The 19,672-nt window shown below is 60.4% G+C and carries 22 protein-coding genes; 11 read left to right on the forward strand and 11 right to left on the reverse strand.

The genetic code is table 11. The features are described from left to right. Positions 1–708 precede the first annotated feature (708 nt). On the forward strand, positions 709–1,560 hold the full coding sequence (locus OKW76_RS07085; RefSeq protein ID WP_265552373.1) for a hypothetical protein: 852 nt from the start codon (positions 709–711) through the stop codon (positions 1,558–1,560). Next, on the forward strand, positions 1,541–1,765 hold the full coding sequence (locus tag OKW76_RS07090; protein ID WP_265552375.1) for a hypothetical protein: 225 nt from the start codon (positions 1,541–1,543) through the stop codon (positions 1,763–1,765). The genes OKW76_RS07085 and OKW76_RS07090 overlap by 20 nt, the downstream gene beginning before the upstream one ends. 1,072 nt (positions 1,766–2,837) lie before the next feature. On the opposite strand, the gene OKW76_RS07095 is transcribed toward OKW76_RS07090, so the two are convergent. Next, positions 2,838–3,110 (reverse strand): hypothetical protein, encoded by a 273-nt coding sequence (locus OKW76_RS07095; protein ID WP_265552377.1) that lies wholly within the window; start codon positions 3,108–3,110, stop codon positions 2,838–2,840. A gap of 29 nt (positions 3,111–3,139) precedes the next feature. On the opposite strand from OKW76_RS07095, the gene OKW76_RS07100 reads away from it, so the two are divergent. Beyond that, complete coding sequence (locus OKW76_RS07100; protein WP_265552379.1) at positions 3,140–3,469, forward strand: hypothetical protein; 330 nt, start codon at positions 3,140–3,142, stop codon at positions 3,467–3,469. Here OKW76_RS07100 and OKW76_RS07105 read toward each other — a convergent pair. Further along, on the reverse strand, positions 3,466–4,161 hold the full coding sequence (locus tag OKW76_RS07105; protein WP_265552381.1) for a hypothetical protein: 696 nt from the start codon (positions 4,159–4,161) through the stop codon (positions 3,466–3,468). The two genes, OKW76_RS07100 and OKW76_RS07105, sit on opposite strands and share 4 nt — an antisense overlap. Beyond that, entirely contained in the window at positions 4,158–4,778 is a 621-nt protein-coding gene (locus OKW76_RS07110) for a hypothetical protein (protein ID WP_265552383.1), read from the reverse strand. Before OKW76_RS07110 ends, OKW76_RS07105 begins: the two co-directional genes overlap by 4 nt. A 363-nt stretch (positions 4,779–5,141) precedes the next feature. Here OKW76_RS07110 and OKW76_RS07115 point away from each other — a divergent pair, with 363 nt between their 5' ends. Both OKW76_RS07115 and OKW76_RS07120 read left to right on the forward strand, forming a co-directional pair. Further along, positions 5,142–5,327, forward strand: coding sequence for a hypothetical protein (locus tag OKW76_RS07115; protein WP_265552385.1), 186 nt, complete (start codon positions 5,142–5,144; stop codon positions 5,325–5,327). A 106-nt stretch (positions 5,328–5,433) separates the two neighbouring features. Further along, positions 5,434–5,985, forward strand: a complete 552-nt coding sequence (locus tag OKW76_RS07120; RefSeq protein WP_265552387.1) for a hypothetical protein — start codon at positions 5,434–5,436, stop codon at positions 5,983–5,985. Positions 5,986–6,010: 25 nt separating this feature from the next. Here OKW76_RS07120 and OKW76_RS07125 read toward each other — a convergent pair whose 3' ends face one another. The 3 genes from OKW76_RS07125 to OKW76_RS07135 are packed head-to-tail and all read right to left on the reverse strand — an operon-like array spanning position 6,011 to position 7,109. Next, the gene (locus OKW76_RS07125) at positions 6,011–6,268 is read right to left on the reverse strand and encodes a hypothetical protein (RefSeq protein ID WP_265552389.1); all 258 of its coding nucleotides are present in this window, start codon (positions 6,266–6,268) and stop codon (positions 6,011–6,013) included. After that, positions 6,265–6,540, reverse strand: coding sequence for a hypothetical protein (locus OKW76_RS07130; RefSeq protein WP_265552391.1), 276 nt, complete (start codon positions 6,538–6,540; stop codon positions 6,265–6,267). Before OKW76_RS07130 ends, OKW76_RS07125 begins: the two co-directional genes overlap by 4 nt. 35 nt (positions 6,541–6,575) lie before the next feature. After that, complete coding sequence (locus tag OKW76_RS07135; protein ID WP_265552393.1) at positions 6,576–7,109, reverse strand: hypothetical protein; 534 nt, start codon at positions 7,107–7,109, stop codon at positions 6,576–6,578. A gap of 77 nt (positions 7,110–7,186) precedes the next feature. Here OKW76_RS07135 and OKW76_RS07140 point away from each other — a divergent pair, with 77 nt between their 5' ends. Genes OKW76_RS07140 through OKW76_RS07150 form a run of 3 tightly spaced genes read left to right on the forward strand, consistent with a single transcriptional unit; the run spans position 7,187 to position 8,252 of the window. Further along, positions 7,187–7,594 carry a M15 family metallopeptidase gene (locus OKW76_RS07140; RefSeq protein ID WP_265552396.1) on the forward strand — a complete coding sequence of 136 codons (408 nt, stop codon included), beginning with the start codon at positions 7,187–7,189 and terminating at the stop codon, positions 7,592–7,594. Further along, entirely contained in the window at positions 7,594–7,965 is a 372-nt protein-coding gene (locus tag OKW76_RS07145) for a hypothetical protein (protein WP_265552398.1), read from the forward strand. Before OKW76_RS07140 ends, OKW76_RS07145 begins: the two co-directional genes overlap by 1 nt. A 29-nt stretch (positions 7,966–7,994) precedes the next feature. Then, positions 7,995–8,252, forward strand: a complete 258-nt coding sequence (locus OKW76_RS07150; protein WP_265552400.1) for a hypothetical protein — start codon at positions 7,995–7,997, stop codon at positions 8,250–8,252. Positions 8,253–8,455: 203 nt separating this feature from the next. Here OKW76_RS07150 and OKW76_RS07155 read toward each other — a convergent pair whose 3' ends face one another. Next, positions 8,456–8,743 carry a hypothetical protein gene (locus OKW76_RS07155; protein WP_265552402.1) on the reverse strand — a complete coding sequence of 96 codons (288 nt, stop codon included), beginning with the start codon at positions 8,741–8,743 and terminating at the stop codon, positions 8,456–8,458. Between the two features lie 42 nt (positions 8,744–8,785). After that, the gene (locus OKW76_RS07160) at positions 8,786–10,018 is read right to left on the reverse strand and encodes a tyrosine-type recombinase/integrase (RefSeq protein WP_265552404.1); all 1,233 of its coding nucleotides are present in this window, start codon (positions 10,016–10,018) and stop codon (positions 8,786–8,788) included. A 657-nt stretch (positions 10,019–10,675) separates the two neighbouring features. Between OKW76_RS07160 and OKW76_RS07165 the strand changes: the two genes are divergently transcribed. Continuing rightward, positions 10,676–10,927, forward strand: a complete 252-nt coding sequence (locus OKW76_RS07165; protein WP_265552406.1) for a hypothetical protein — start codon at positions 10,676–10,678, stop codon at positions 10,925–10,927. Then, positions 10,909–11,259 carry a response regulator gene (locus tag OKW76_RS07170; protein ID WP_265552408.1) on the forward strand — a complete coding sequence of 117 codons (351 nt, stop codon included), beginning with the start codon at positions 10,909–10,911 and terminating at the stop codon, positions 11,257–11,259. The genes OKW76_RS07165 and OKW76_RS07170 overlap by 19 nt, the downstream gene beginning before the upstream one ends. 73 nt (positions 11,260–11,332) lie before the next feature. On the opposite strand, the gene OKW76_RS07175 is transcribed toward OKW76_RS07170, so the two are convergent. Next, the gene (locus OKW76_RS07175; protein ID WP_265552410.1) at positions 11,333–13,930 is read right to left on the reverse strand and encodes an ATP-binding protein; all 2,598 of its coding nucleotides are present in this window, start codon (positions 13,928–13,930) and stop codon (positions 11,333–11,335) included. Positions 13,931–14,082: 152 nt separating this feature from the next. Between OKW76_RS07175 and OKW76_RS07180 the strand changes: the two genes are divergently transcribed. Beyond that, a complete protein-coding gene (locus OKW76_RS07180; protein WP_265552412.1) occupies positions 14,083–15,690 on the forward strand; it encodes a GNAT family N-acetyltransferase in 1,608 nt (535 codons plus the stop codon). 106 nt (positions 15,691–15,796) lie between these two features. On the opposite strand, the gene OKW76_RS07185 is transcribed toward OKW76_RS07180, so the two are convergent. Beyond that, positions 15,797–17,074, reverse strand: a complete 1,278-nt coding sequence (locus OKW76_RS07185; protein WP_265552413.1) for a spinster family MFS transporter — start codon at positions 17,072–17,074, stop codon at positions 15,797–15,799. 165 nt (positions 17,075–17,239) lie between these two features. After that, positions 17,240–19,642, reverse strand: coding sequence for a TonB-dependent receptor (locus tag OKW76_RS07190; protein WP_265552415.1), 2,403 nt, complete (start codon positions 19,640–19,642; stop codon positions 17,240–17,242). Positions 19,643–19,672 lie beyond the last annotated feature (30 nt).

The raw sequence follows: 19,672 nt of genomic DNA on the forward strand, positions 1-19,672 counted from the left end.
CAGCAAGGTGTCAATCTAGGGTGGATTGGCACCTTGCTATGATTAGGTGCCAATCTACCCGGATGGGCACCCGAGGGACCGATCTAGGGTAGATTGGCACCTGTAGGGTGCCAATGTCAGTTGATTGGCACCCTTCCATAGGTTGGGTGCCAATCTAGGGTAGACCGGCACCGCGCCGTAGAACCGTTGATCCAGCGTAAGTAAATGCTTCAGATCGACGCGGCAGCTTGCTCTTAAATCGAGTTTTACTCGACTAAAATGGCGGAAATACGCCATTTCCTGCTTCTTCTTTCTTCTTCCCCCGCTCGACAGAGCCGGTATGTCGCTTCGAGATTGAGCACTTAGGTGCCAATCTTATATATAGGCACTTTGTGCCCCTTATTTCCTTCCCTTAGTATATAAGAGTGGCACCTCGCACCACTCGAATAGACCGTGCATGGCGCGCTGGAAATGCAACAACTCGGAACCGGCGAAACCGGCCATAGCTATCCGCGTAAATAGACACGCAACACTAATTTCGATATAAATACATATGACCTCCGAAGCCATCTGCTTCGCTTGCCGTCACATAGACTGGCACCTCATAGACAGACTGAAAATCGCCAACTTGCTTCGGAGGTCACTTTAATAAGGTGGCCCATCGATGCTTCATGATAAATAAATCTGTGAGGGTTTGGCGACCCATCAGCGGAGCTATGAGAGGACATCATGAAGCACGACGAATTTCAAACACTACTACTTTATCTCGAAGAAACTGCGGACAGCGATCCGGATATGCTGCAAACGCTAGTCTCGATGACACGGCGCAAATGTCCGGTATTTTACAATGCCCTTCTTTATCGAGACGAAGAGATCAAGCGGGAACTGACAACCACCCTTCCCCGACTCGATCAGATCACCGCCGCGCAGCTTACCCTGTTTGACAACTGGCGAGCGACAGGAGGGCGCAAACCATCACGCAAAAAGAAGGAACCGTCCGCGCGCGCGCAGCGCTTCCGTGCTCAGCTTGAGCTATGGACGACACCTGCGACGGTGCCTTTGACCACCAAGTCGCGCGCGGTGAAGGTCACCTTCGACCTTATGGACGCCGACGAACGCACCGAGAAACTGGCCAAGTATCAAGACCCAAAACAATCGAAGGGCGGCTTCGTTATCACGAACGGTGAGCCGGTATCGCAAGATTGGTCCGATTACGCCAAGCTGATCGCAGGGCTTCCCCCTGAGACTTTGGGCGGGCCTGCATACTCGACCACCAAGGGGAACGGAACAACCTTCGTTTTGAACTCGCTCGCCGTGATCGATCAAGCCGAAGCCGAAGCGCTGCGGGACGACATGCGCATCGGTATCCTAATGGGGCATCCGGGGGAATCGATCCAGTTCCACTCGTTTGAACGCCACTACGCGAACGGCACCCCCCTCCCCAAGAACGCCGTTTTAAGCAGCCGTCTCGCGATGCCTTCGGATCACGCGGGATGGCGCACGGGCGTCCTGTCTAGTCCCGAACCCGCCCCCACGCCGGAGATCGTAAGGGAGATGATCGATGCCGATTGCCCCTACTGATCGCATTACGGCGGTGCATCTGGAGCCGGGAGAACCCGTCGCGATCATCGAACGGTGGCTGGAGGCCAACTGCAAAGGCGACACCGAGATAGCGTTCGTCAACATTCGAACCACTTACCCCGCCAAAGAGACCGTCGAGTTGGCCTGTGTGGTCGAGTTCGCCGAGGAGAACGAAGCGATGCTGTTCAAGATGCGGTGGGCGTGAAAACCCCTCGCCCATCTAAATAACATACCAACCGGGCTAACTCCGGATAGGTGGAGCAAACCGGTGCAGGCGCGGACTTACGACGCGCCTGCACTGTTCGATTGCGCCTCCCCCTATAATCCCCCATCGCTGGGCTATGGATGCACACGAACGCTACCTAATCCGGAAAGCCCGCATAGTCGGCTGTTTAGGCGCGGTGATAGTTGGCCTCCCGCTATTTTTCATGCTCATTGGCCTGTCGTTTATGATCTACTGCCATCATGGCCCCTGTCATCCTGTGAAAATGTGGGTGGTGGCTACAGCCCCGACACTGATTGTAGCTTCGCTAGCAGGGCTCAGCATTTATAAATTCATTCGGTGGTGGCATCGCCGCTGACATGGATGCCGAAGAACAAGATCGCAAAGCCCGATCCGCCGGGTGCCTAAGTGCGGTGGCTATAGGCATCCCCCTGTGGTTGCTCTTGGCGCTTGCAACCTCGATGGGTAGCTGCTCCCCCGGCCCTTGCGAAATGCGTAGCCTCTGGTTGGTTGCTACCGCCCCGACAGCGGTTGTGTCGTTGATAATTGGGTTTGGCTGCTATTGGATCGTTCGGTGGTGGCAGCACCGCTGACCCGCCAGACCGGCAAAAAGGATAAATCCTTACCGACGATTTCCATGTCGAACTCGTTGAGCTAGGTGATTTGAGACCACCCGATAAGGCCGATCACTCCAAATCCAATCACTCGCGGCAACAACAGCGCCGCCAGACCGTAGAGAGGGTGGCCCTTCCTCCCCTCTGTAAACAGGCGGATTAGCTCGACTTGTCGAAAGCGGCGGTCGCCCAGCAGTGAAGGGATATTGCGCATAGCGCTAATAATAGCGGATCGGGAAAAGGCCGCATAGGGTTGACAGGTCGCGTGCCAGATGCTGCCGACCTATAGCTGGCCAAACTCTGGCTGTTTAGAGTGCGAACGCCGCGCTTCTATACCGTTTCTTTGGATCTCGGTTCGTCGGCCCACTCGTCCCAGATGCACTCGCGTCTCCCGGTAGCCTTCGACGAACAGGGGCTGCGCACACATTCCCCCAGCGTGTTCAGAACGCCGTCAGCGTCCGATTGCAGCGCTCCGCTGCCACATCATCGGCAGCACGGCCACGGTTCGGCGCGCTGCTCAAAGTGGGGTAGCTCCCGATCTCCTTGAAATACGCAATGCCCCGCTTAGTGCAGGCAGCAACGGTATCTTCGGCCACATTACCTTCGGCATCGGGTGCCGACACGACCGTTTCTTCAGGATCGAACTCTGCCGGTTCTGCCTGTTGGCAGGACGCCAAGGTCAAAGCAGCAAGAGCCGTAATGATCGCCCGCATATTTCCCCTCTCCTTAGTGGACACCATGCTTGCACGCACCGCAGGCCGTCTCGCAACCTAAATACCAGATGCGCACCCCCACCCACCGCGAAGCTCTCGCGATCATCGGCACGACCGATCTCGACGCTCCGACGAAAGCCCTGATGACGGTCTACATCCAAGCAAATCAAGTTTGTGAAGGGTGGGACATCAAGACCGTTGCGAGGGTCGCCGACACGGCAGATCGTGCCGCCGGTCGTGCAGAGGCGCTGATCGAGACGCTGCGCCGTGACCTGCAAAACGAAGCCGAGGCCAAAATCATTTTGCAGCGTCGGGTTGAGCGTTTGGAGGCGATCATCGAAGCGTTGGCGGGGGGTTAGGTCTCAACCCGGTAGTTCCGGGGGACATAGCTCCCACCATTCACGCTCGACGCCTTAACCGGGTAGGATTTCCCGGTCTTGCGGGAAGTGCGAAAATGCTCCCGCCGTTCATGGCCCACCGGCGACTTATGGGTTCCGCCTTGGTGGGGCTGGGGTGCTGTTATGGTATTCTTGATCGTGATGAATGGTGCCAGCTTGCTTTTACCGGCGTAACCGCGTTTGCGGTTAAGCTTTGTGAGAGCATCTGGGGTCACGATCTCACGATCCTGTTTCATGATCGCTCCAAAAACAAAACGAAGCTCAGGCAGGGTTTCCATGATAGCCAACTTCGCGTCCACCGCCGAAGGTGCCACCGCGCTGCTTGGGTCGTCCAGCCTCAACATGATAGATGGCTTCAGGTCTGCTTGGGCTGATAGCTTAAACATGGTCATAACATCCCCGTCATAAACCGACACGATGTTTGTTGCTGGCCCGAAGATACCGTTATCTGTCTGATAGACCACCCAAAGCCGTTCAAAGGGCAACGGCCCGAACGGCTCATACACCATTTCCACTTCGCACTTTACTTTATCGTCAATGAAGAATGCTGGTAGCAGATGCATCTTGGAATAGGAGTTTCCTATCAGCCGCTCTTTACCGTCTACAAACCTAGTGAAGTGTTCGTGTAGTATATTGATAACTGCCTTGGTCATTGCCCTGCCTTCTCAGTCTTCCGCTCTAACCGGTCGCGCACTTTCGTCCAGTCCTGCCACGGTGGCCCTGCCCGCTCCTTACGATTTGGATCGATCAGCGCCTTCAGGGCAGCGTGCCGCTCTTCCCACCCTTTGTTCTGGTGCACGATTTTGATCGCTTCGAGTAGGGTAGCCGTTGATACCTCGCGTAGCGTCCACAGATTCGCCCTGAACCAGTCGATCGCCCATTCGCGGGTCTCCCACGATGTCAGCCCGTGAGCCCCCAGATTGCGCCCAAGATTTGTTCTCAGGGCTTCGCGAGTTGTGAAGCGCCATTCCAGTTCGCGGTCCTCTTCGCGAAAATGGTGGCGGGTCTTGGTCACCTTTAGTTTAGCGTAGAGCGTCTCAAGCTTGTCGTTAAATTCGCGGATTTGTTTCGTGAGCCTAGCGTTCTCTTCGCGCTCGTGCTCATATAGCCGGTAGAACGGGCTTAAGCCGCTCGATGGCGCTAGCCGCACATCTTCCAGCTTCATCTTGCCCTGCGATACCCATTTGTCGATCATCGCCTTAGCGGCAAAATCCTTGGGGTCGCGTAGTAGACGGTAGATAGTTTTCTCTTGCGTGTTCATGTCGATCATCAGCGTAAGCCCGTTATAAAGGTGGGGGCTTCCGGCCCCCACGAGATAGCCACATGCCAAGCCGTCCGGGCCTAACATCCGAAGAAGCGAAATCGTTTTGGTGTGTCCTTTGCCTAGACGATCTCGCGACAACCTACCTGAACTTGGACTTCGTTCGCTTCAGTCGATCGATCAAATACATAGCCAGAATATGTCCCGCAACACCATTCTTTCGTTTGACAATATTATCTTTGGTGGCACACATTTTGGTCTCCGCGCTAAGAGATTGGATCGGACCTAATGTTCACTTGACAATGATTTAACTTTGAGTGGCCAATTTTGGCGACTATGTGGCTCTCCGTCCTAACCAACGGAGACCGGACCATGATGATTGAAGTGCGCAACATTACCTATGAGACCGATAACGAGTTCGTCCCCGGTCTGCCCTCCACCGCAACGCTCGATATGGAAGAGGCCGATCCCGAAGAGATCGCGGAGGCCCTTACCGGCGATTGGTTGATCAGCGGCTTTGACTATCGGGAGCAGGGTGGCGAGTGGGTCACCGGCTAAAACTTATTTTTGACTGATCGATCGGGGGGAGGCGCGTCGCCTCCCCCATGAAGCTCGCTTGCGCTGCGCTGCGCAATGCCCCCTAATTGCCCCGATCGATTGGGGTATGAGAATGATGCAGTGGAGTGCGTTTGACTGGCCTACATTCGCGTCGTTGATGCAGGCGCTGACGGGACTGATCGTCGGCCTTGCGGCGGTCATCGGCGCTTACAGGATCGGCAAACGACAAACCCGCATTCTCGAAAATCAAGTTTATCTAGAGCGGTCGAAACTGGCGCATGACCTGTTTGAAAAGCGCTACCGGGTATATAGCGCGATCGACAGATTGCTACGGACCATAATAGAGGAAAAACCTGATGCTTTATCGAAGGACTTGCTGGAAGAGGTAGATGTGGCGTATTCGCAAGCGTCCTTTCTGTTCCCTAATGAAACCTACGGGCAGTTTTTACAGGTGTTTAGCAAGGCTAACCAGTATATCGAAGTCAGAAGGCTGGTGCGAAAAGGCATATCGGAAGCCCCATCCGCGCATCAGGCTGAACTCATAATCAAGCAGACAAAGCTTTATGAAGAAATTCGGGAGCAATATAATTCTCTTCCAGAAGTTTTTCCTGAGCTTAAGCTAACCGATATCGATCGAGAACTAGACCTTAACTCGTGAGCGAGTGCTGTCATTGGAGCGGCTCCTACACCAGCCCCCGCCATCGCATGACATAGAGGGCGGCATGGTCGAGATCGTGGAACCAGATCATCGACAAATCGCCAAAATATCGGTTCCCATCGAGCGACCAGCGCAGGCGTCGTTCCCGATGCAGGTAATCCGAGCGTTGGAAATTTACGGATAGCCAGAGCCAACAGGCCCAATCCCCGCCGCCATCCTCAAAAACTTGTTTTGGCCCGGTGTAGGGACCGTAGGCGAACGGCCCGAATGGTTCGCCGGTCATCGTCCAGCGCGGCGGGTCTTACGGTTCCCTACCGCCTTAGCGAGACCGCGTGCGACCATCTGCGCGGCATGGGCGGGATCGGTAATGTGGGCATAGGTGGGCATGGCACCCGTATAGGGAACCGTTGCCAGCGTATCGCTACGATCGCCCAACCCCTCCAACACTCGCGCGACACAATACGAACTCGACTGTTTCGGCTCCACCTTGTGGCCATCGTCGCCCATGGCAGAGCGGAACGACTGGATCGCGGTCTTTTGGAAATCACCGAGCATGATGTCTAGGAGGACATCGTAGTGGGGGCGTTTACTCACGAGAATCGATGGACGGTGTAGCTCTGAGCATCCGCCGTCGAGAGTAGCTGTAGCGTCCCCGTCGTGCGGTCGGTCGAGTAGCTCGCGCCAGCCGCGATTTGGAACGATCCTGCACCATTAGGAGTGGGCGCACCGGCCCAGCTTGCCCAAAGGATGGCGTTGGACGGGTTGTGCACTTCCTGCCGAGCGGTGTTGATGAACGGAATCGAGGCCGTCCCACCCGTTGTCGCAATGGTACCGCTCAGCGCTCCCGATACGGTGTTCTGCGGAGCGTGCGTCCAAGCGCCAGATGTGTCGCCGCGCACACGGTCCCAAGTCGTGCCGTTGAACGCCATTCCGAACGAGCCTGTTGCCAATACGGGGGAGACCGTTCCACCGATCCAGCCATCTACGGCGGGATAGTTGCTGGTAATCAAAGGCGTCGCGCCGGTGTTATCGACAAGCTTTGTGCTGGCGTTGGTCGGATTACCCGCTGAGTCTACCGAGTAGATAGGGACGGCATGAATTTCTTTGTTAAGATGGATGGGCATGTAAGGTAAGTTCTCCGTTGGGGCTTGCTTGTATTTATCCCCATCGGGCCATCGGCTGCCTATTCATAAATAGAGGTATGGCTTACCGATTATCTCAAACATCGCTTTCACGCCTTGATGGCGTCCATCCTGATCTTGTTCGCGTCGTCAAACACGCAATCACCATCACCCAGATTGATTTTATGGTCTTGGAGGGGCTTCGCACGATTGCGCGCCAGCGCCAGCTTGTGAAGCAAGGCGCATCCCAGACGCTACGCTCCAAGCATCTTACCGGACATGCCGTCGATCTTGTGCCGTTCATCGATACCGATGGCGACGGCGATTCAGAAATCTCGTGGCACTGGCCGCACTACCACAAGCTCGCGCCCTTCATTAAGCAGGCGGCGAAGGAGTGTGAGGTAGCGCTAAGCTGGGGAGGCGATTGGCGGTCGTTCAAGGATGGTCCGCATTGGGAGCTTGATCCGAAGCGGTACCCGTTCCCCTAATGGCGCGTATCTCGATCAAGGCCGCGAAAGCAAAGGGGAGGAATGCCCAGCAATGGGTGAGAGACGCCATCTTAGCGCGATTCCCGAGCATGACGCCCGACGATTGCCGATCGTGTCCGATGGGCTCTGGTGGGGCGGATATCCAGCTTTCCGCCATGGCAAAAACCATTTTGCCGATCTCGATCGAGGTTAAGAGCAAGGCGACCGGCTTTACCCCGGTATATGCAGCGCTGGAGCAGGCTGATCGCAAAGACGGTCTGGAGCCGGTCGCGTTCGTCAGACAGGATCGTCGCAAGATGCTGGCGGTCGTGGATGCTGAGTATCTACTCGACCTACTAGCCCGCGACCACCCAAACGCAAAGACGGTCTAAATACTCCGCAGGATACACAGGAGTTAGATATGGACCAGAATAAGCGCGCTCTATTGCGGCAAGAGGCAGTAGGCCGAGTGGAACTTTATGAGCGCATGAACGCTCTTACGGTTAAGCTTCGTCTCCACGGCTTTGCCGATCCGGACCCCAATCCGATTTGGTCCATAGAAGCGAAGCGTTTGATCTTCGCGATAGATCGCAATCTTGATTTTGATTATGATGATCTGAGCGGTGAGCTATCTTGGTCGGACGACAACGAGATTCTGTTCAGGCTGACTGTTCTTTGACGGCGATCATCCCATTACCCCCAACCTACTTATCTCGACTGGTGCGAAACCGAATCTCAGGCGGAGTAGAAACCGTTCATCCGGGTCTGCATCGGTAGCCCACCCTACAATCAAACGGTTGCTCAAGACGGGTTGCCAATCCCCGGCGATGCGCTGCCGCTCGCACCAGTCCTCGATCGTGTCCAGATCAGTGTTAGCATCGATTACCGTTCGCATCGCTGTAGCTCCTTCGAGATCATCATCCCCAAGACATCAAGCTTACGATAGCGGACATTGCGCGATGGACGCCCCGTAGTGGCGTTTTTTAGTCGCCCCGTCTCAATGTGGCCGTTCCGCGCCGCAGTAGCGAGATACTCATCGCTTACATCAAGAATCCGTTGAGCTTCCGAACTGCTAATCCAATCGTCTTTTTGAGTCATCATCTGTATCCAATCGTTCCTGTTGACGACCAGATACAGACGCTGACCAAGGTTGGCAACGAAAAACGACACGCTTGAGTATATCCAACAAGCTACTTGTCAAGTCAAATACGATCAAGCGGCGATCTTTGCTCTACCATCTACCGCTTTCATCAACCGTTCTTCCCATGATGTTAGCAGTGCCAGCTTAGATTCGAGGTAGTCGCCATGATCGTAGCGACGATCTGCATCCCCTGCGGAATGATTCAGAATCAGTTCCGCCAGCCACTTCTTCGTATCGTCCCCGTTGACGATGTGCGTCCGCACCGCATGGCGGATACAGTGCATATCCCACGGCTCGACTGTCTCGCCTTCCTGCCGCGCCATCCTGTCCAGATCACCGCGCAGGACTGTTAGGAATGGGACCGCCATGCCTTTGTAAGGCGCACCGTGGAAGAAATACCCCCGCTGAGATTCGAAGGACCGTTCCCGAGCACCGTCGAAAATTGATTTCGCCATCGGTGCCAGCGGCAACAGGCATGGTTTGCCGTTCTTCGCCCTCCCCCGTGGGATCGTCCAGATACCCCGCTTGACCTCCGACAGCGCGGCACCGTGGCTTTCCATGACGCGGCAACCCATTAGGATGAGCATCCGCACGGGATCGGACTGATCTGCTGGGTAGCTGTCGAGGGCACGCCACAACCAAACAAGCTCGTGCATTTCGAGAGCGCGGCGCGGGTTGTCCTCCTTCGTCATCAGAATCCCGAGCGCGACATTATGCTCCACATGATCTTCAGCCGCCGCCCATGTCAGGAATGTCCGTAGCTCTGACAGCATCCGATTTGCTGCACCGTAGCTCCCCCTTCCCCTCATGGCCTGCACGCAGGCTCGCCCGTCCGCCTTAGAGAATTCGGTAATCGGTCGGTCGCCAAACTGGCCAAACACATTGCGCTCAAGAAGCCGTGTCTTTTCGTCCAGCGTGCGCACACCCTCGATACTTTTGAACTCGATATATTTTGCGTGCACCGCCCGCATTGTGTTGGCGTTTTTGCGCGCCTGCACCGCCTCAGCTTCCACCTTTGCGACCCGTGGATCGATGCCCCGACCCCGCAACCGGTTAAGCTCTTCCGCCCACTCTCGCGCCTCAGCGAGCCCGTACGCGGGATATGTGCCCAGCGACATCTTGATCCGGCGCGAGTTCATGTTGCAAGTATTCGCCGCGTCATAATTCCACCTTTTCACGCCCGTGGGTCGGATGGTGAGAAATAGATTGGAGACTGTTTCATCTCCCATTTGGTAATCCTTGGGACGGCTTTCCAAGTCGGTGAAAAACCTATTGGTAGGACGGGCTGGAATCTTGTTGGCCATTTCTATTCTCCAAAATCGCTTAACCTGAAAACCTACGGTTTATCCCACCGGACGCGGGGGTTAGCTCGTGGGTTAGAAGCTTGGCCAAAGGTGGGAGGCGTCGCCCCAAAGTTTCAACCTAAGTGGTTGAATATCTTGGGAGTTTGCCAACCTTGGCCAACCTTGGGGATCGTGGAAACGGCTCAAAAATGGATTTGTAAACTGGATGTCGCGGGTTCGATTCCTGCAACCGGCACCATTGCTCTGCCGAAACTTTCAAAAAATGCCGCAGCGGTCGACCGTTGATTGCGCTACGCGGCGGCTTCGCCGATCTGCGCGCGAATGGGGCCGGCGCTGCCCGTCGGCTCGGATGGCCCGCCTCATCCCCGCCAGAAAGTTTCCGCCCGGAACAAACCCATTCGACTTGCAGGCGTTGAGCCGGTGTCGCTCTTTCGATATTAACGAAAATTATTGTCCAGAATTGTTGCATGTCGCGAACATACGGGACGGGATGGGGTATCAGCGCCTTACCGTTGGCATGCTTCACCAGGCGTCAGCGGCCAAGAGCGAATGCGGGCTCCCGCCTGTGTGGAAGGCGTTTCCACGCCCACAAACGACAATGATCCAGCGATCGGGCCGATACGCCCAGCGGAAGTTTCTGCTTACGGTCAGGCGGCCTTGCTGCTGGCCGAAAGTCTGATTCACGGGCTTTGCGAGAAAGCGATGCTCAGCAGCGGTGAGGCGGTGGCGATCATCGAACGCGCCGCCGACGGACAATTCGACCGTGCCGAAGCAGCCGACGACGCGGGCGCACCGATGTGGCGGTCGCATGCGCTGCTATCCGCCATCGCGGCGCCGTTGCAAAGCGACGAGCAACACCAATCCACCCGTCCGCGGTCCGAGTCGCAACGATGTGCCATGCGCTCATAATCGAAGATGAACGGCTGATCGCCGAATATCTGGCCAGCCTCGCCGAACGCGCGGGCCCCAAGTCGATCGCGATGGCATATACCGAAGACAAGGCGGTCGGCGCCGCGCACGAGCGGCGACCCGACATCATCCTTTCCGACGTGATTTTGCTGGCGGGCACAGGTCCGTGCGCAGTGCAGGCGATAACGTCGCATTATGGTGAAATACCGGTCATCTTCATCACCGGGACGCCCGAACGTTATCTGCCCCGCGAGCCGTCGAGCGTCGTGCTGCACAAGCCGATCGATCCCGTCTGCGTGATGGACACGTTTCGCCGGCTGGCCCATTTATAGACGGTGATGCTGCCGGGTGGGTCGTCGGGGTAACCGCCACCCCGTCCCGCAGTCGCTGAAAACCTCGTCGCTGCTACGCGGCTGCGCGAATCGCCTCGATCGCGTCGCGGACGCGGTCCAGCCGATCCTCGCCCGTCCAACTGCCGATCCCGTCCTCCAGGTCGCGCGCCCGATCGCCGAGATCGGGCTCGCGGAACATCCCGGCAGTGCCGGCCAGCTTGTGAAGCAAGCCCGAGGCTTCGGTAAGCTCGGCATCGGAAAACAGGCCGCGCCGCAGCAGCGCGTCGAGCATCGCGAGCGTCTCCTGCTTTCGAGCAGCGTATCGTTCCTGGATGGTCACGCCCGGCGTCAGGACCGACTCTCCGGGGGGGCCCTTATACGACACCGCGTGCTGACGATCCCATTCCCGCATGGCCTTGTCCAGGCTGGCAAGCGTCACCGGCTTTGCAATGTGCGCCTGCATTCCCGCGGCCAGGCACGCTGCGATATCATCGGCATAGGCGTTGGCGCTCAGCGCTAAAATCGGCAGATCGCTGGCGGCGACACCTTGCGCGCGCAATCGTCGCGTCGCCTCATATCCGTCCATGATCGGCATTTGGATATCCATAAGCGCGATCCGGTACGGCGCACCCGCGGCAAGCGCGGCGTCGATTTTGGCGATCGCGTCGGACCCGTCGACCGCGATATCGACGTCCCAGCCCAGCTGGCGCAGCATGGCGGTGATCAGCAGTTGATTGACGTCGTGATCTTCGGCCACCAGTACGCGCCCGCGATCCTGCGGAACGAGCGACGGCGCGCCGAGCGCTGTCGAAGCCGGGTCGCTGGTCGCCTCTGCCCCCACATCCGGTGCGCCGCTGTCGTTATCGGGACTGGCGCGCAGGGGTAGGGTCAACACGAAGCGCGAACCGCCGCCGATCTCGTCGTCGAGCACCAGCTGCCCCCCCATCAGTTCGGCAAGCTGCTTGCTGATCGGCAAGCCCAACCCCGTACCCCCGAAGCGACTCGCGGTCGTCGCCTCGGCCTGGACGAAGGTTTCGAAGATCGCTGCCTGGCGATCCGGCGCGATTCCGATGCCGGTGTCCTCGACCTCGATCGAAAGCGTTGCCATGGCATCCGGATCGGGATCGGCGACGCACGGTTGCGACCGGACGCGCAGCGTGATCGATCCGCACGGGGTAAACTTCGCCGCATTACCGAGCAGGTTGAGGACGATCTGCCGGAGGCGGAGTCCGTCGCCCACCACCATCACCGGCAATTCGGCGGCAATATCGACGTTCAGCACCAAGCCCTTCTGCTGGACCGCAGGCATGACCAGCTTCACGCAAGCGCGCAGGGCATGGCGTAGGTCAAAGGCGTCGCTTGCGATCTTCATTTGTCCGGCCTCGACCTTCGAAATGTCGAGAATGTCGTTCAGCAGCCGCATCATCGCTCGACCCGAATCGGCGATCAGTTCGGCCTGCCGTCGCTGTTCGGGGGCCAGGTCGGCCGCGAGCAACAAATCGGTGAAGCCGATCACGCCGTTCATCGGCGTGCGTATCTCGTGGCTCATATTGGCCAGGAAGCTCGATTTTGCGTGCGCCGCCGATTCCGCGTGGAGGCGTGCCGCCTCGAGTTCGAGCTGGAGCAGCTTGCGCTTACTCACGTCGCGCACCGAAGCAATGATCTCGGCTGGCCGACCTTCCGCATCGCGCACCAGCCCGGCATTCGACTCCACCCAACGCCAGGCCTGGGGGCCGCCGCGCTCGATCGTGCGATAGGTCAGCGAGGTACGATCGCGCTCGCCGGTGCGAAGGATTTCGAACCCTTTTGCGAGCTCGGGTTTGTCTTCGGGATGAACGCCGAACGCGATGTCGCCGCCGATCACCGCCGATGGGTCGATCCCGAAGACCTGCTTCGTTGAGGGTGACGCGTACAGAAAAGTGCCGTCAAGACTGATCCGGAATACAGCATCGGTGGCGTTGGTCGCCAGCAACCGTAGCTGCTCCTCGACCAGCTCGCGCTTCTGGACATCGGCCGCCAGCTCGTCGTTCGCAGCGCGCAACGCCCGCAGCCGCAGCACCCGGTCGCGCCAGACGATGGCCGCCAGCAGCAGGATCAGCGCGATGCACGACCCGAGCACGCCGCGGGCCAGGTTCTCCAAATGCGACGAACGCCGCTGGCGCTGCAGCAGGAGACGCGCCTCCTTGTCATTGATTCGCTCTACCAGCGCCGTGATCCGGGCATCCGCGTGCCGAGCCGCGGGATCGTTGATTTGCCGCCGTACCTCGTCCCCCCGGCCTTCGTCCATGCGCACGAAGGTGCGTTCCATTTCCTGGAAATATCGCTGCGTGGCGCGGTCGAGCATCGCCATGTTGGCTTGCTGGGCGGGATTGTCGGCGCTCATCGCCGAGAGGGGGGCCAGTTCCTTGCGTAGCGAATTGCGCGCGGCGTGCGCGGCGGCGCGATCCTGCGGGTCGCCGGTCAACACGAACCCGCGGCGGGCCACTTCGGCCCGAAGCCGCATGATACGCAGCTGCGCCAGACGCTTTTGCATCTCCACCGTATGGCTCACCCACTGGTCCGAGCGGTTTTGCTGCCACTGCAGCCCCGCTGCCGCCAGGCCACAACTCAGCAGCAGCACGAAGCTGAGCAGGACGAGGTAGGACGATCGCGTACGGACGGAGACGGACATGATGGCTTTCTGTGGCTGCTCCTTCGTAAGCGCCAGTCCTTAAGAGAACCTCTGCCCGATCATCGCGCGCCGCCTGGATCGCTCGCCGGATCGGTGTATTGCTGCGCGTGGCGGCCCCCGCCTGCGTATCCGGAAGACGTTGGAGCAGATCATTGTCCAAGAAGAGCCCTGCAAAGCTAAAGGTCCGCGTCGCCGTCCCGGGGGACGTTCGCGGCATCCTGGCGCTGATCAGCGCGGCGTATCCCGATGCCGAAAACTACACCGCCGGTGAAATCCGCGGGCAGATCAACAATTTCCCCGAAGGCCAGTTCGTCGCGGTCCTCGAGAAGAAGATCGTCGGCTATTGCGCTTCGTCGCGGATCGACGAGGCGATTGCGCTGGCGCCGCACGATTGGCCGACGATATCGGGCAATGGGTTCGGCAGCCGTCACGATCCGACCGGCGACTGGCTGTACGGCATCGAGATGGCGGTCGACGAAAGCCAGCGCGGGCTTCGCATCGGCAAGCGCCTGTATGACGCGCGCCGGGTGTTGGCCGAGCGGCTCGAGCTGCGCGGAATCGTGTTCGGCGGGCGGATGCCCGGCTATGCGCGGCAGAAAGCGAAGGCGGGCAAGCCCGAGGATTATCTGACCGGCGTTCGCGAGGGGAAGTTCCGCGATCCGGTGATCGGCTTCCATCTGGCCAACGGCTTCACGCCGATCGGCATCCTTCCCAAATATCTGCCCGGCGACAAGGAATCCGCGGGATTCGCGACGCACATGGTGTGGCGCAATCCCTATGTCGACCCGAACGAGCCCCCCGAATTCCGCGTGCCGCGCCATGTCGAGAGCGTCCGCCTGGCGACCGTCCAGCTCCAGGCGCGCGCGGTCAAGGACTTTGCCGAGTTCGTCAAGAACGTCGAATATTTCGTCGATGTCGCGGCGGACTACCGGTCCGATTTCGTGGTCTTCCCCGAATTGTTCACGCTGTCGCTGCTCTCGTTCGAAAGCGAGACGCTATCGCCGATGGAGGCGATCGACCGGTTGACCGAGCATCGCGCGCCGATCGTCGCCGAGCTTTCGCGCATGGCGATGCGCTACAACATCAACATCGTCGGCGGTTCGCACCCCACCCGCACCGAAGACGGCACGATCAAGAACATCGCCTATACCTGCCTTCGCGATGGGTCGGTGCATTCGCAGGAAAAGATCCACCCCACCCCCAACGAAGCCTATTGGTGGAAGATCAAGGGCGGCAGCTCGGTCAACGTCATCCAGACCGATATCGGTCCGGTCGGGGTGCTGATCTGCTACGACAGCGAGTTCCCCGAACTGGCGCGTCGCCTGGTCGACGAAGGCGCGCGGATCATCTTCGTCCCCTTCTGCACCGATAATCGACAGGGCTATATGCGCGTGCGCTATTGTTCGCAGGCGCGGGCGATCGAGAACCAGTGCTTCGTCGTGCTTTCGGGCAATGTCGGCAACCTGCCGGGGGTCGACAATATGGACATCCAATATGCCCAGTCGTGCATCCTGACGCCGTGCGACTTCCCCTTCGCGCGCGACGGGATCGCGGCCGAGGCCAGCGAGAATATCGAGGCGCTGACGATCGCCGACGTGAACCTTGCCGACCTGACCTGGGCGCGCGCCGAGGGCACGGTTCGCAACCTCGCCGATCGGCGCTTCGATTTGTATCGGATCGACTGGAGCCGAAGCAAATCGTCCGAGAGCGCGCCGGTCGACGCGGCACCGCGCGGGCCGAAGGTGCCTGGGGGCGGATAGGCCGGGACCGCCGGCTGCGCGCGACCGCCTATCGGCCGATCCCGTCGGCGGTGACATCGCGAAGCGTCGGTTGATTGCCGCTGCCGCGCGCTGCGCGATCGCGCCGCTATCCCCCCACCCAATCGCGGCGCAGCGGGCGCACCGCCAGCAGCATCAGCACCGCCGCGATCAAGTAGAAGCCGAGCGCCGCGACGGTCGAATAGCGCAGCGCCTCCTCGCCGAAGCGCGCGGTCATCGCGTCGGACATCGCCCCCATCACCCACGAGCCAAGCCCCAGCCCGATCAGATTGTTGATCAGCAGGAAGCTCGCGCTCGCGGTCGCGCGCATATGCGCTGGCACCAGCCCCTGCACCGCGGTGTTGACCGGGCCGAGCCACAGGATGTTGAGCCCGTTGGGGATCAGGAACAGGAACCACGCTACCACCGGCGAGGGCGCGAGCAACGCCGCCGCAAAGAACGGGACGGTGACCAGCCACGCCACCGCGGGCAGCTTGGCATAGGCGCCGCGGTCGCGGCTGCCGAAGCGGTCCGCCAGGCTGCCCCCGACCAGCACCCCGGTCGATCCGCCGATCAGCAGCACGGTGCCGATGAACAGTGCCGCGTCGAACAAGGCGAAGTCGAAGCTGCGCACCAGCACCGAGGGGACCCAGAACGCCAGGCCATAGCCGCACATCGAGCTGAAACCAGCGGCAAAGCCCATCAGCCAGAAGCTTGGCTTGCGCGCGAGGATCGCGAACACCTCGCCCAGCGGCGCGCGGACGATCGGCCCCGCCGTCGCGCCGTCGGCGCCGCCGCGCACCGGCTCGCGAACGACCAGCCGGAAGATCGGCGCGATGACGATCCCCGCCACCCCGACGACGATGAACGCGGTGCGCCAGTCGACCGTCGCGGCGATATAACCGCCCAGGATCGCGCCCCCCGCCAGCCCCAGCGGCACCCCGAGCGAATAGATCGCCAGCGCCCGCGCGCGGCGCTCGGGCGGGAAATAATCGGCGATCATCGCATAGGACGGCGCCACCCCGCCCGCCTCGCCGACGCCGACGCCCAGCCGATAGGCGAACAGCTGCCAGAAGCTCGTCGCGGTGCCGCACAAGGCGGTGAAGGCGCTCCACACCACCAGCGATCCGGTGATCACCCAGCTGCGGCTGGTCCGATCGGCGATCAGCGCCAGCGGGATCGCCAGCGTCGAATAGAGCATCGCAAAGGCGATCCCGCCCAGCGCCCCCAATTGGGTGTCGCTCAGCCCCAGATCGGCCTTGATCGGCTGGACGAGGATGCCGAGGATCTGCCGATCGAGAAAGTTGAAGATATAGACCAGCAACAGCATCGCGAGCACGAGCCCGCGATAGGCTGGGGTCACCGGGCGGGAGGCGATTGTGGTCATCCGATTACCTGTGACATGCCGTCGGTATCTCCGCTATTCCCCGGCCATGGCCGCCGCACCGTCTTTCCCCCCGCCAGGCCCTCACCCTTTCGCGGCTACGCTGCTCCCTCCCTCGCCCGCAGGCGCGAGAGGGAGGGAGCGCCAATGCGCCGACAAGGCCAGGCTTCAAAATTTCACCCCGAAAGTCGCGAACACCTGGCGCGGGTTGCCGTAGAACGCGGTCACCACCCCCTCGCGCCCCAGCGCCGGGGTGATCCCGCCGCTCGGGGTAACCACCGGCAGCTGGTTCACCGGGTTGCCCACCGCGAAGATATAGCCCGACGTGATGTAGCGTTCGTCGGTCAGGTTCTTGCCGTGCAGCCCGATCGAATAGGCGCGATCGGGTCCGAAGCTGTAGTTGATGCTGGCATCGAACAGCGCATAGCCCGGCTGGTCGAGGAAGGGGTTGGGGATTTCGAACTGGGTGGTGTCGCTGCGATACGACACCGTCGTCGATGCGTTGACCTCGCCCGGCCCGACCTGCGCGATCGCCCCCAGCGTTCCGCTCGCGGTCCATTCGGGGGTGTTCTGGATGCGGCGGAACTCGGCGACATCGCGACCCGTCGGGCCGACGAAGCTGTCATATTTCGCGTCGATATAGCCCATCGTTCCCGACACCGTCACCTGCGATCCCGGCCCCGCGAAGCCGCGCGCAAGCCGCGCGAACAGCTCGGCCTCGACCCCCTTGAAGGTCGCCGCGGCGGCGTTGGTGGTGACGCCGGCAAAGCCTTCGAACACCCCGTCATTGTTGGCATCGACGCCGACCGATCCGGGCACCTGGACATTCTGGTAATCGGCATAGAAGCCGGTCAGCTGATAGGTGAAGGCGCGGTCGAACAGCGATCCCTTGAGCCCGACCTCGTAGCTGTCGACCTCTTCGGGGTCGAACAGGAAGAAGTCATAGATGTCCTGATACTGGATCCCCGGCACGCCGTTGCTGTTGGGGGTGATGTTGGCGCTGCCGCGCGGATCGAAGCTGCCGCCCTTGAAGCCCTTGGCGTACGAGGCATAGGCCAGCATGTCCTCGGTCGGCTTGATCGACACCGACGCGCGCGGGGTCCATTTCTTGAAGGTGGCCTCGCCGGTGAAATCGGTGATCGGCGCGCCCAGGTTCACGCCGTTGCCGCCAAACGAAGGGTCGGCCCCGCCCAGCCGGTTGGCCTTGAAGATGTCCGACCGCCGCGAATCGCTGGTGTAGCGAAGGCCGCCCGCGATGCTCAGCCAGTCGGTGACGTCGAAGGTCAGGTCGCCGAACACCGACCAGGTGTCGGTCCGCACGTCGCCCGCGGTCTGCTGGCCGAAGCCCGCCGCCACCGGCAGCCCCAGCGCGGGCCCGGTGGTGGCCAGGATCACGTCGAACTTGGTCGAAGCCTCGGCGTCCAGATAATAGAAGCCGACCAGGCCGTTCAGCCGGTCGCTTTCGTACAATAGCTGGAATTCCTGGCTGATCTGCTCGTTGCGATAGACTGCCGGCACGTCGACATCGACCGTGGGCAGCGCGTCGAAATCGATCGGGGTGAAGCTTCGATCCTGCCGCCACGCGCTGATGCTGCGCAGCGTGAAGGCGTCGCTCAGCTGCGCGCTGACGTTCATCGTCAGCCCGCCCGCCTCGATATCGTTGACCGGGTTGGCAAGGCCCGCGCGGGTGTCGAACTCGTCGTCGAGCACCGGCGCACCCGATTGCAGCCCGGGGATCAGGCGATGGCCGTTGCGCGCGTTCGACTTGTCATGCGTGTAATCGCCCGCGATCCGCACGAACAGGCGGCTGTCGGGGGTCTCGAATTCGATCGTCCCGCGCCCCGCCCAGATATCCTTGTTGTAGTTCTCGATCCCCAGATTGAGGTTGTCGCCAAAGCCGCCGCGGCTCAGCCGCGCGCCGGCCAGCCCGACGCGGATGCCCTGGGTGATCGGCGCCGAGACGCTGATGACGCCATCGGCCTGGTCATAGCTACCATAGGTACCGCGCAGCCGCACCGAGAGTTCGTCGGGCAGCCGCCGGGTGACATATTTGATCGCGCCGCCGATCGTGTTGCGCCCGTACAGCGTCCCCTGCGGCCCGCGCAGGACTTCGATCCGCTCGACATCGTAGATATCGAGCAGCGCCGCCTGCGGGCGGTTGAGATACACGTCGTCGAGATACAGCCCCACGCCAGCTTCGAACCCGGGCACCGGGTCCTGCTGGCCGACGCCGCGGATGAAGGCGGTCAGCGTCGAATTGGTGCCGCGCGACGGCTCGAGCGTCACGTTGGGGGTGGTCGCGCCGATATCCGACAGGTCGATCGCGCCGCGCGCTTCGAGCGCTTCGCCCGAATAGGCGGTGATCGCGATCGGCACGTCGAGCAGGCTTTCGGCGCGGCGGCGTGCGGTGACGACGATGTCCTGGTCGCCGAGCGCGCCCTGGTCCTGCTGCGCATCCTGCGTCGCCTGGGTATCGGCGGCTTCTTGCGCGAAGGCGGGAACCGCCGACAGCGCGAGCGCGGCGGCCGAGAGTTTCAGCGCGATACGGATGTTCGAATGCAGGCGTGCCATGCGGTATCCCCTCCTTGAAATGGGCGCCCG

Source organism: Sphingomonas sp. S1-29 (assembly GCF_026167545.1).
Classification (GTDB): Bacteria; Pseudomonadota; Alphaproteobacteria; order Sphingomonadales; family Sphingomonadaceae; genus Sphingomonas.

What these genes read in the sequence shown, in the direction of transcription:
- OKW76_RS07085 (WP_265552373.1), top strand. Translation starts at nt 709, where the DNA reads ATGAAGCACGACGAATTTCAAACACTACTACTTTATCTCGAAGAAACT.
- OKW76_RS07090 (WP_265552375.1), top strand. Translation starts at nt 1,541, where the DNA reads ATGCCGATTGCCCCTACTGATCGCATTACGGCGGTGCATCTGGAGCCG.
- OKW76_RS07095 (WP_265552377.1), bottom strand. Translation starts at nt 3,110, where the DNA reads ATGCGGGCGATCATTACGGCTCTTGCTGCTTTGACCTTGGCGTCCTGC.
- OKW76_RS07105 (WP_265552381.1), bottom strand. Translation starts at nt 4,161, where the DNA reads ATGACCAAGGCAGTTATCAATATACTACACGAACACTTCACTAGGTTT.
- OKW76_RS07110 (WP_265552383.1), bottom strand. Translation starts at nt 4,778, where the DNA reads ATGATCGACATGAACACGCAAGAGAAAACTATCTACCGTCTACTACGC.
- OKW76_RS07115 (WP_265552385.1), top strand. Translation starts at nt 5,142, where the DNA reads ATGATGATTGAAGTGCGCAACATTACCTATGAGACCGATAACGAGTTC.
- OKW76_RS07120 (WP_265552387.1), top strand. Translation starts at nt 5,434, where the DNA reads ATGAGAATGATGCAGTGGAGTGCGTTTGACTGGCCTACATTCGCGTCG.
- OKW76_RS07125 (WP_265552389.1), bottom strand. Translation starts at nt 6,268, where the DNA reads ATGACCGGCGAACCATTCGGGCCGTTCGCCTACGGTCCCTACACCGGG.
- OKW76_RS07130 (WP_265552391.1), bottom strand. Translation starts at nt 6,540, where the DNA reads ATGCTCGGTGATTTCCAAAAGACCGCGATCCAGTCGTTCCGCTCTGCC.
- OKW76_RS07135 (WP_265552393.1), bottom strand. Translation starts at nt 7,109, where the DNA reads ATGCCCATCCATCTTAACAAAGAAATTCATGCCGTCCCTATCTACTCG.
- OKW76_RS07140 (WP_265552396.1), top strand. Translation starts at nt 7,187, where the DNA reads ATGGCTTACCGATTATCTCAAACATCGCTTTCACGCCTTGATGGCGTC.
- OKW76_RS07145 (WP_265552398.1), top strand. Translation starts at nt 7,594, where the DNA reads ATGGCGCGTATCTCGATCAAGGCCGCGAAAGCAAAGGGGAGGAATGCC.
- OKW76_RS07150 (WP_265552400.1), top strand. Translation starts at nt 7,995, where the DNA reads ATGGACCAGAATAAGCGCGCTCTATTGCGGCAAGAGGCAGTAGGCCGA.
- OKW76_RS07160 (WP_265552404.1), bottom strand. Translation starts at nt 10,018, where the DNA reads ATGGCCAACAAGATTCCAGCCCGTCCTACCAATAGGTTTTTCACCGAC.
- OKW76_RS07170 (WP_265552408.1), top strand. Translation starts at nt 10,909, where the DNA reads ATGTGCCATGCGCTCATAATCGAAGATGAACGGCTGATCGCCGAATAT.
- OKW76_RS07175 (WP_265552410.1), bottom strand. Translation starts at nt 13,930, where the DNA reads ATGTCCGTCTCCGTCCGTACGCGATCGTCCTACCTCGTCCTGCTCAGC.
- OKW76_RS07185 (WP_265552413.1), bottom strand. Translation starts at nt 17,074, where the DNA reads ATGACCACAATCGCCTCCCGCCCGGTGACCCCAGCCTATCGCGGGCTC.
- OKW76_RS07190 (WP_265552415.1), bottom strand. Translation starts at nt 19,642, where the DNA reads ATGGCACGCCTGCATTCGAACATCCGTATCGCGCTGAAACTCTCGGCC.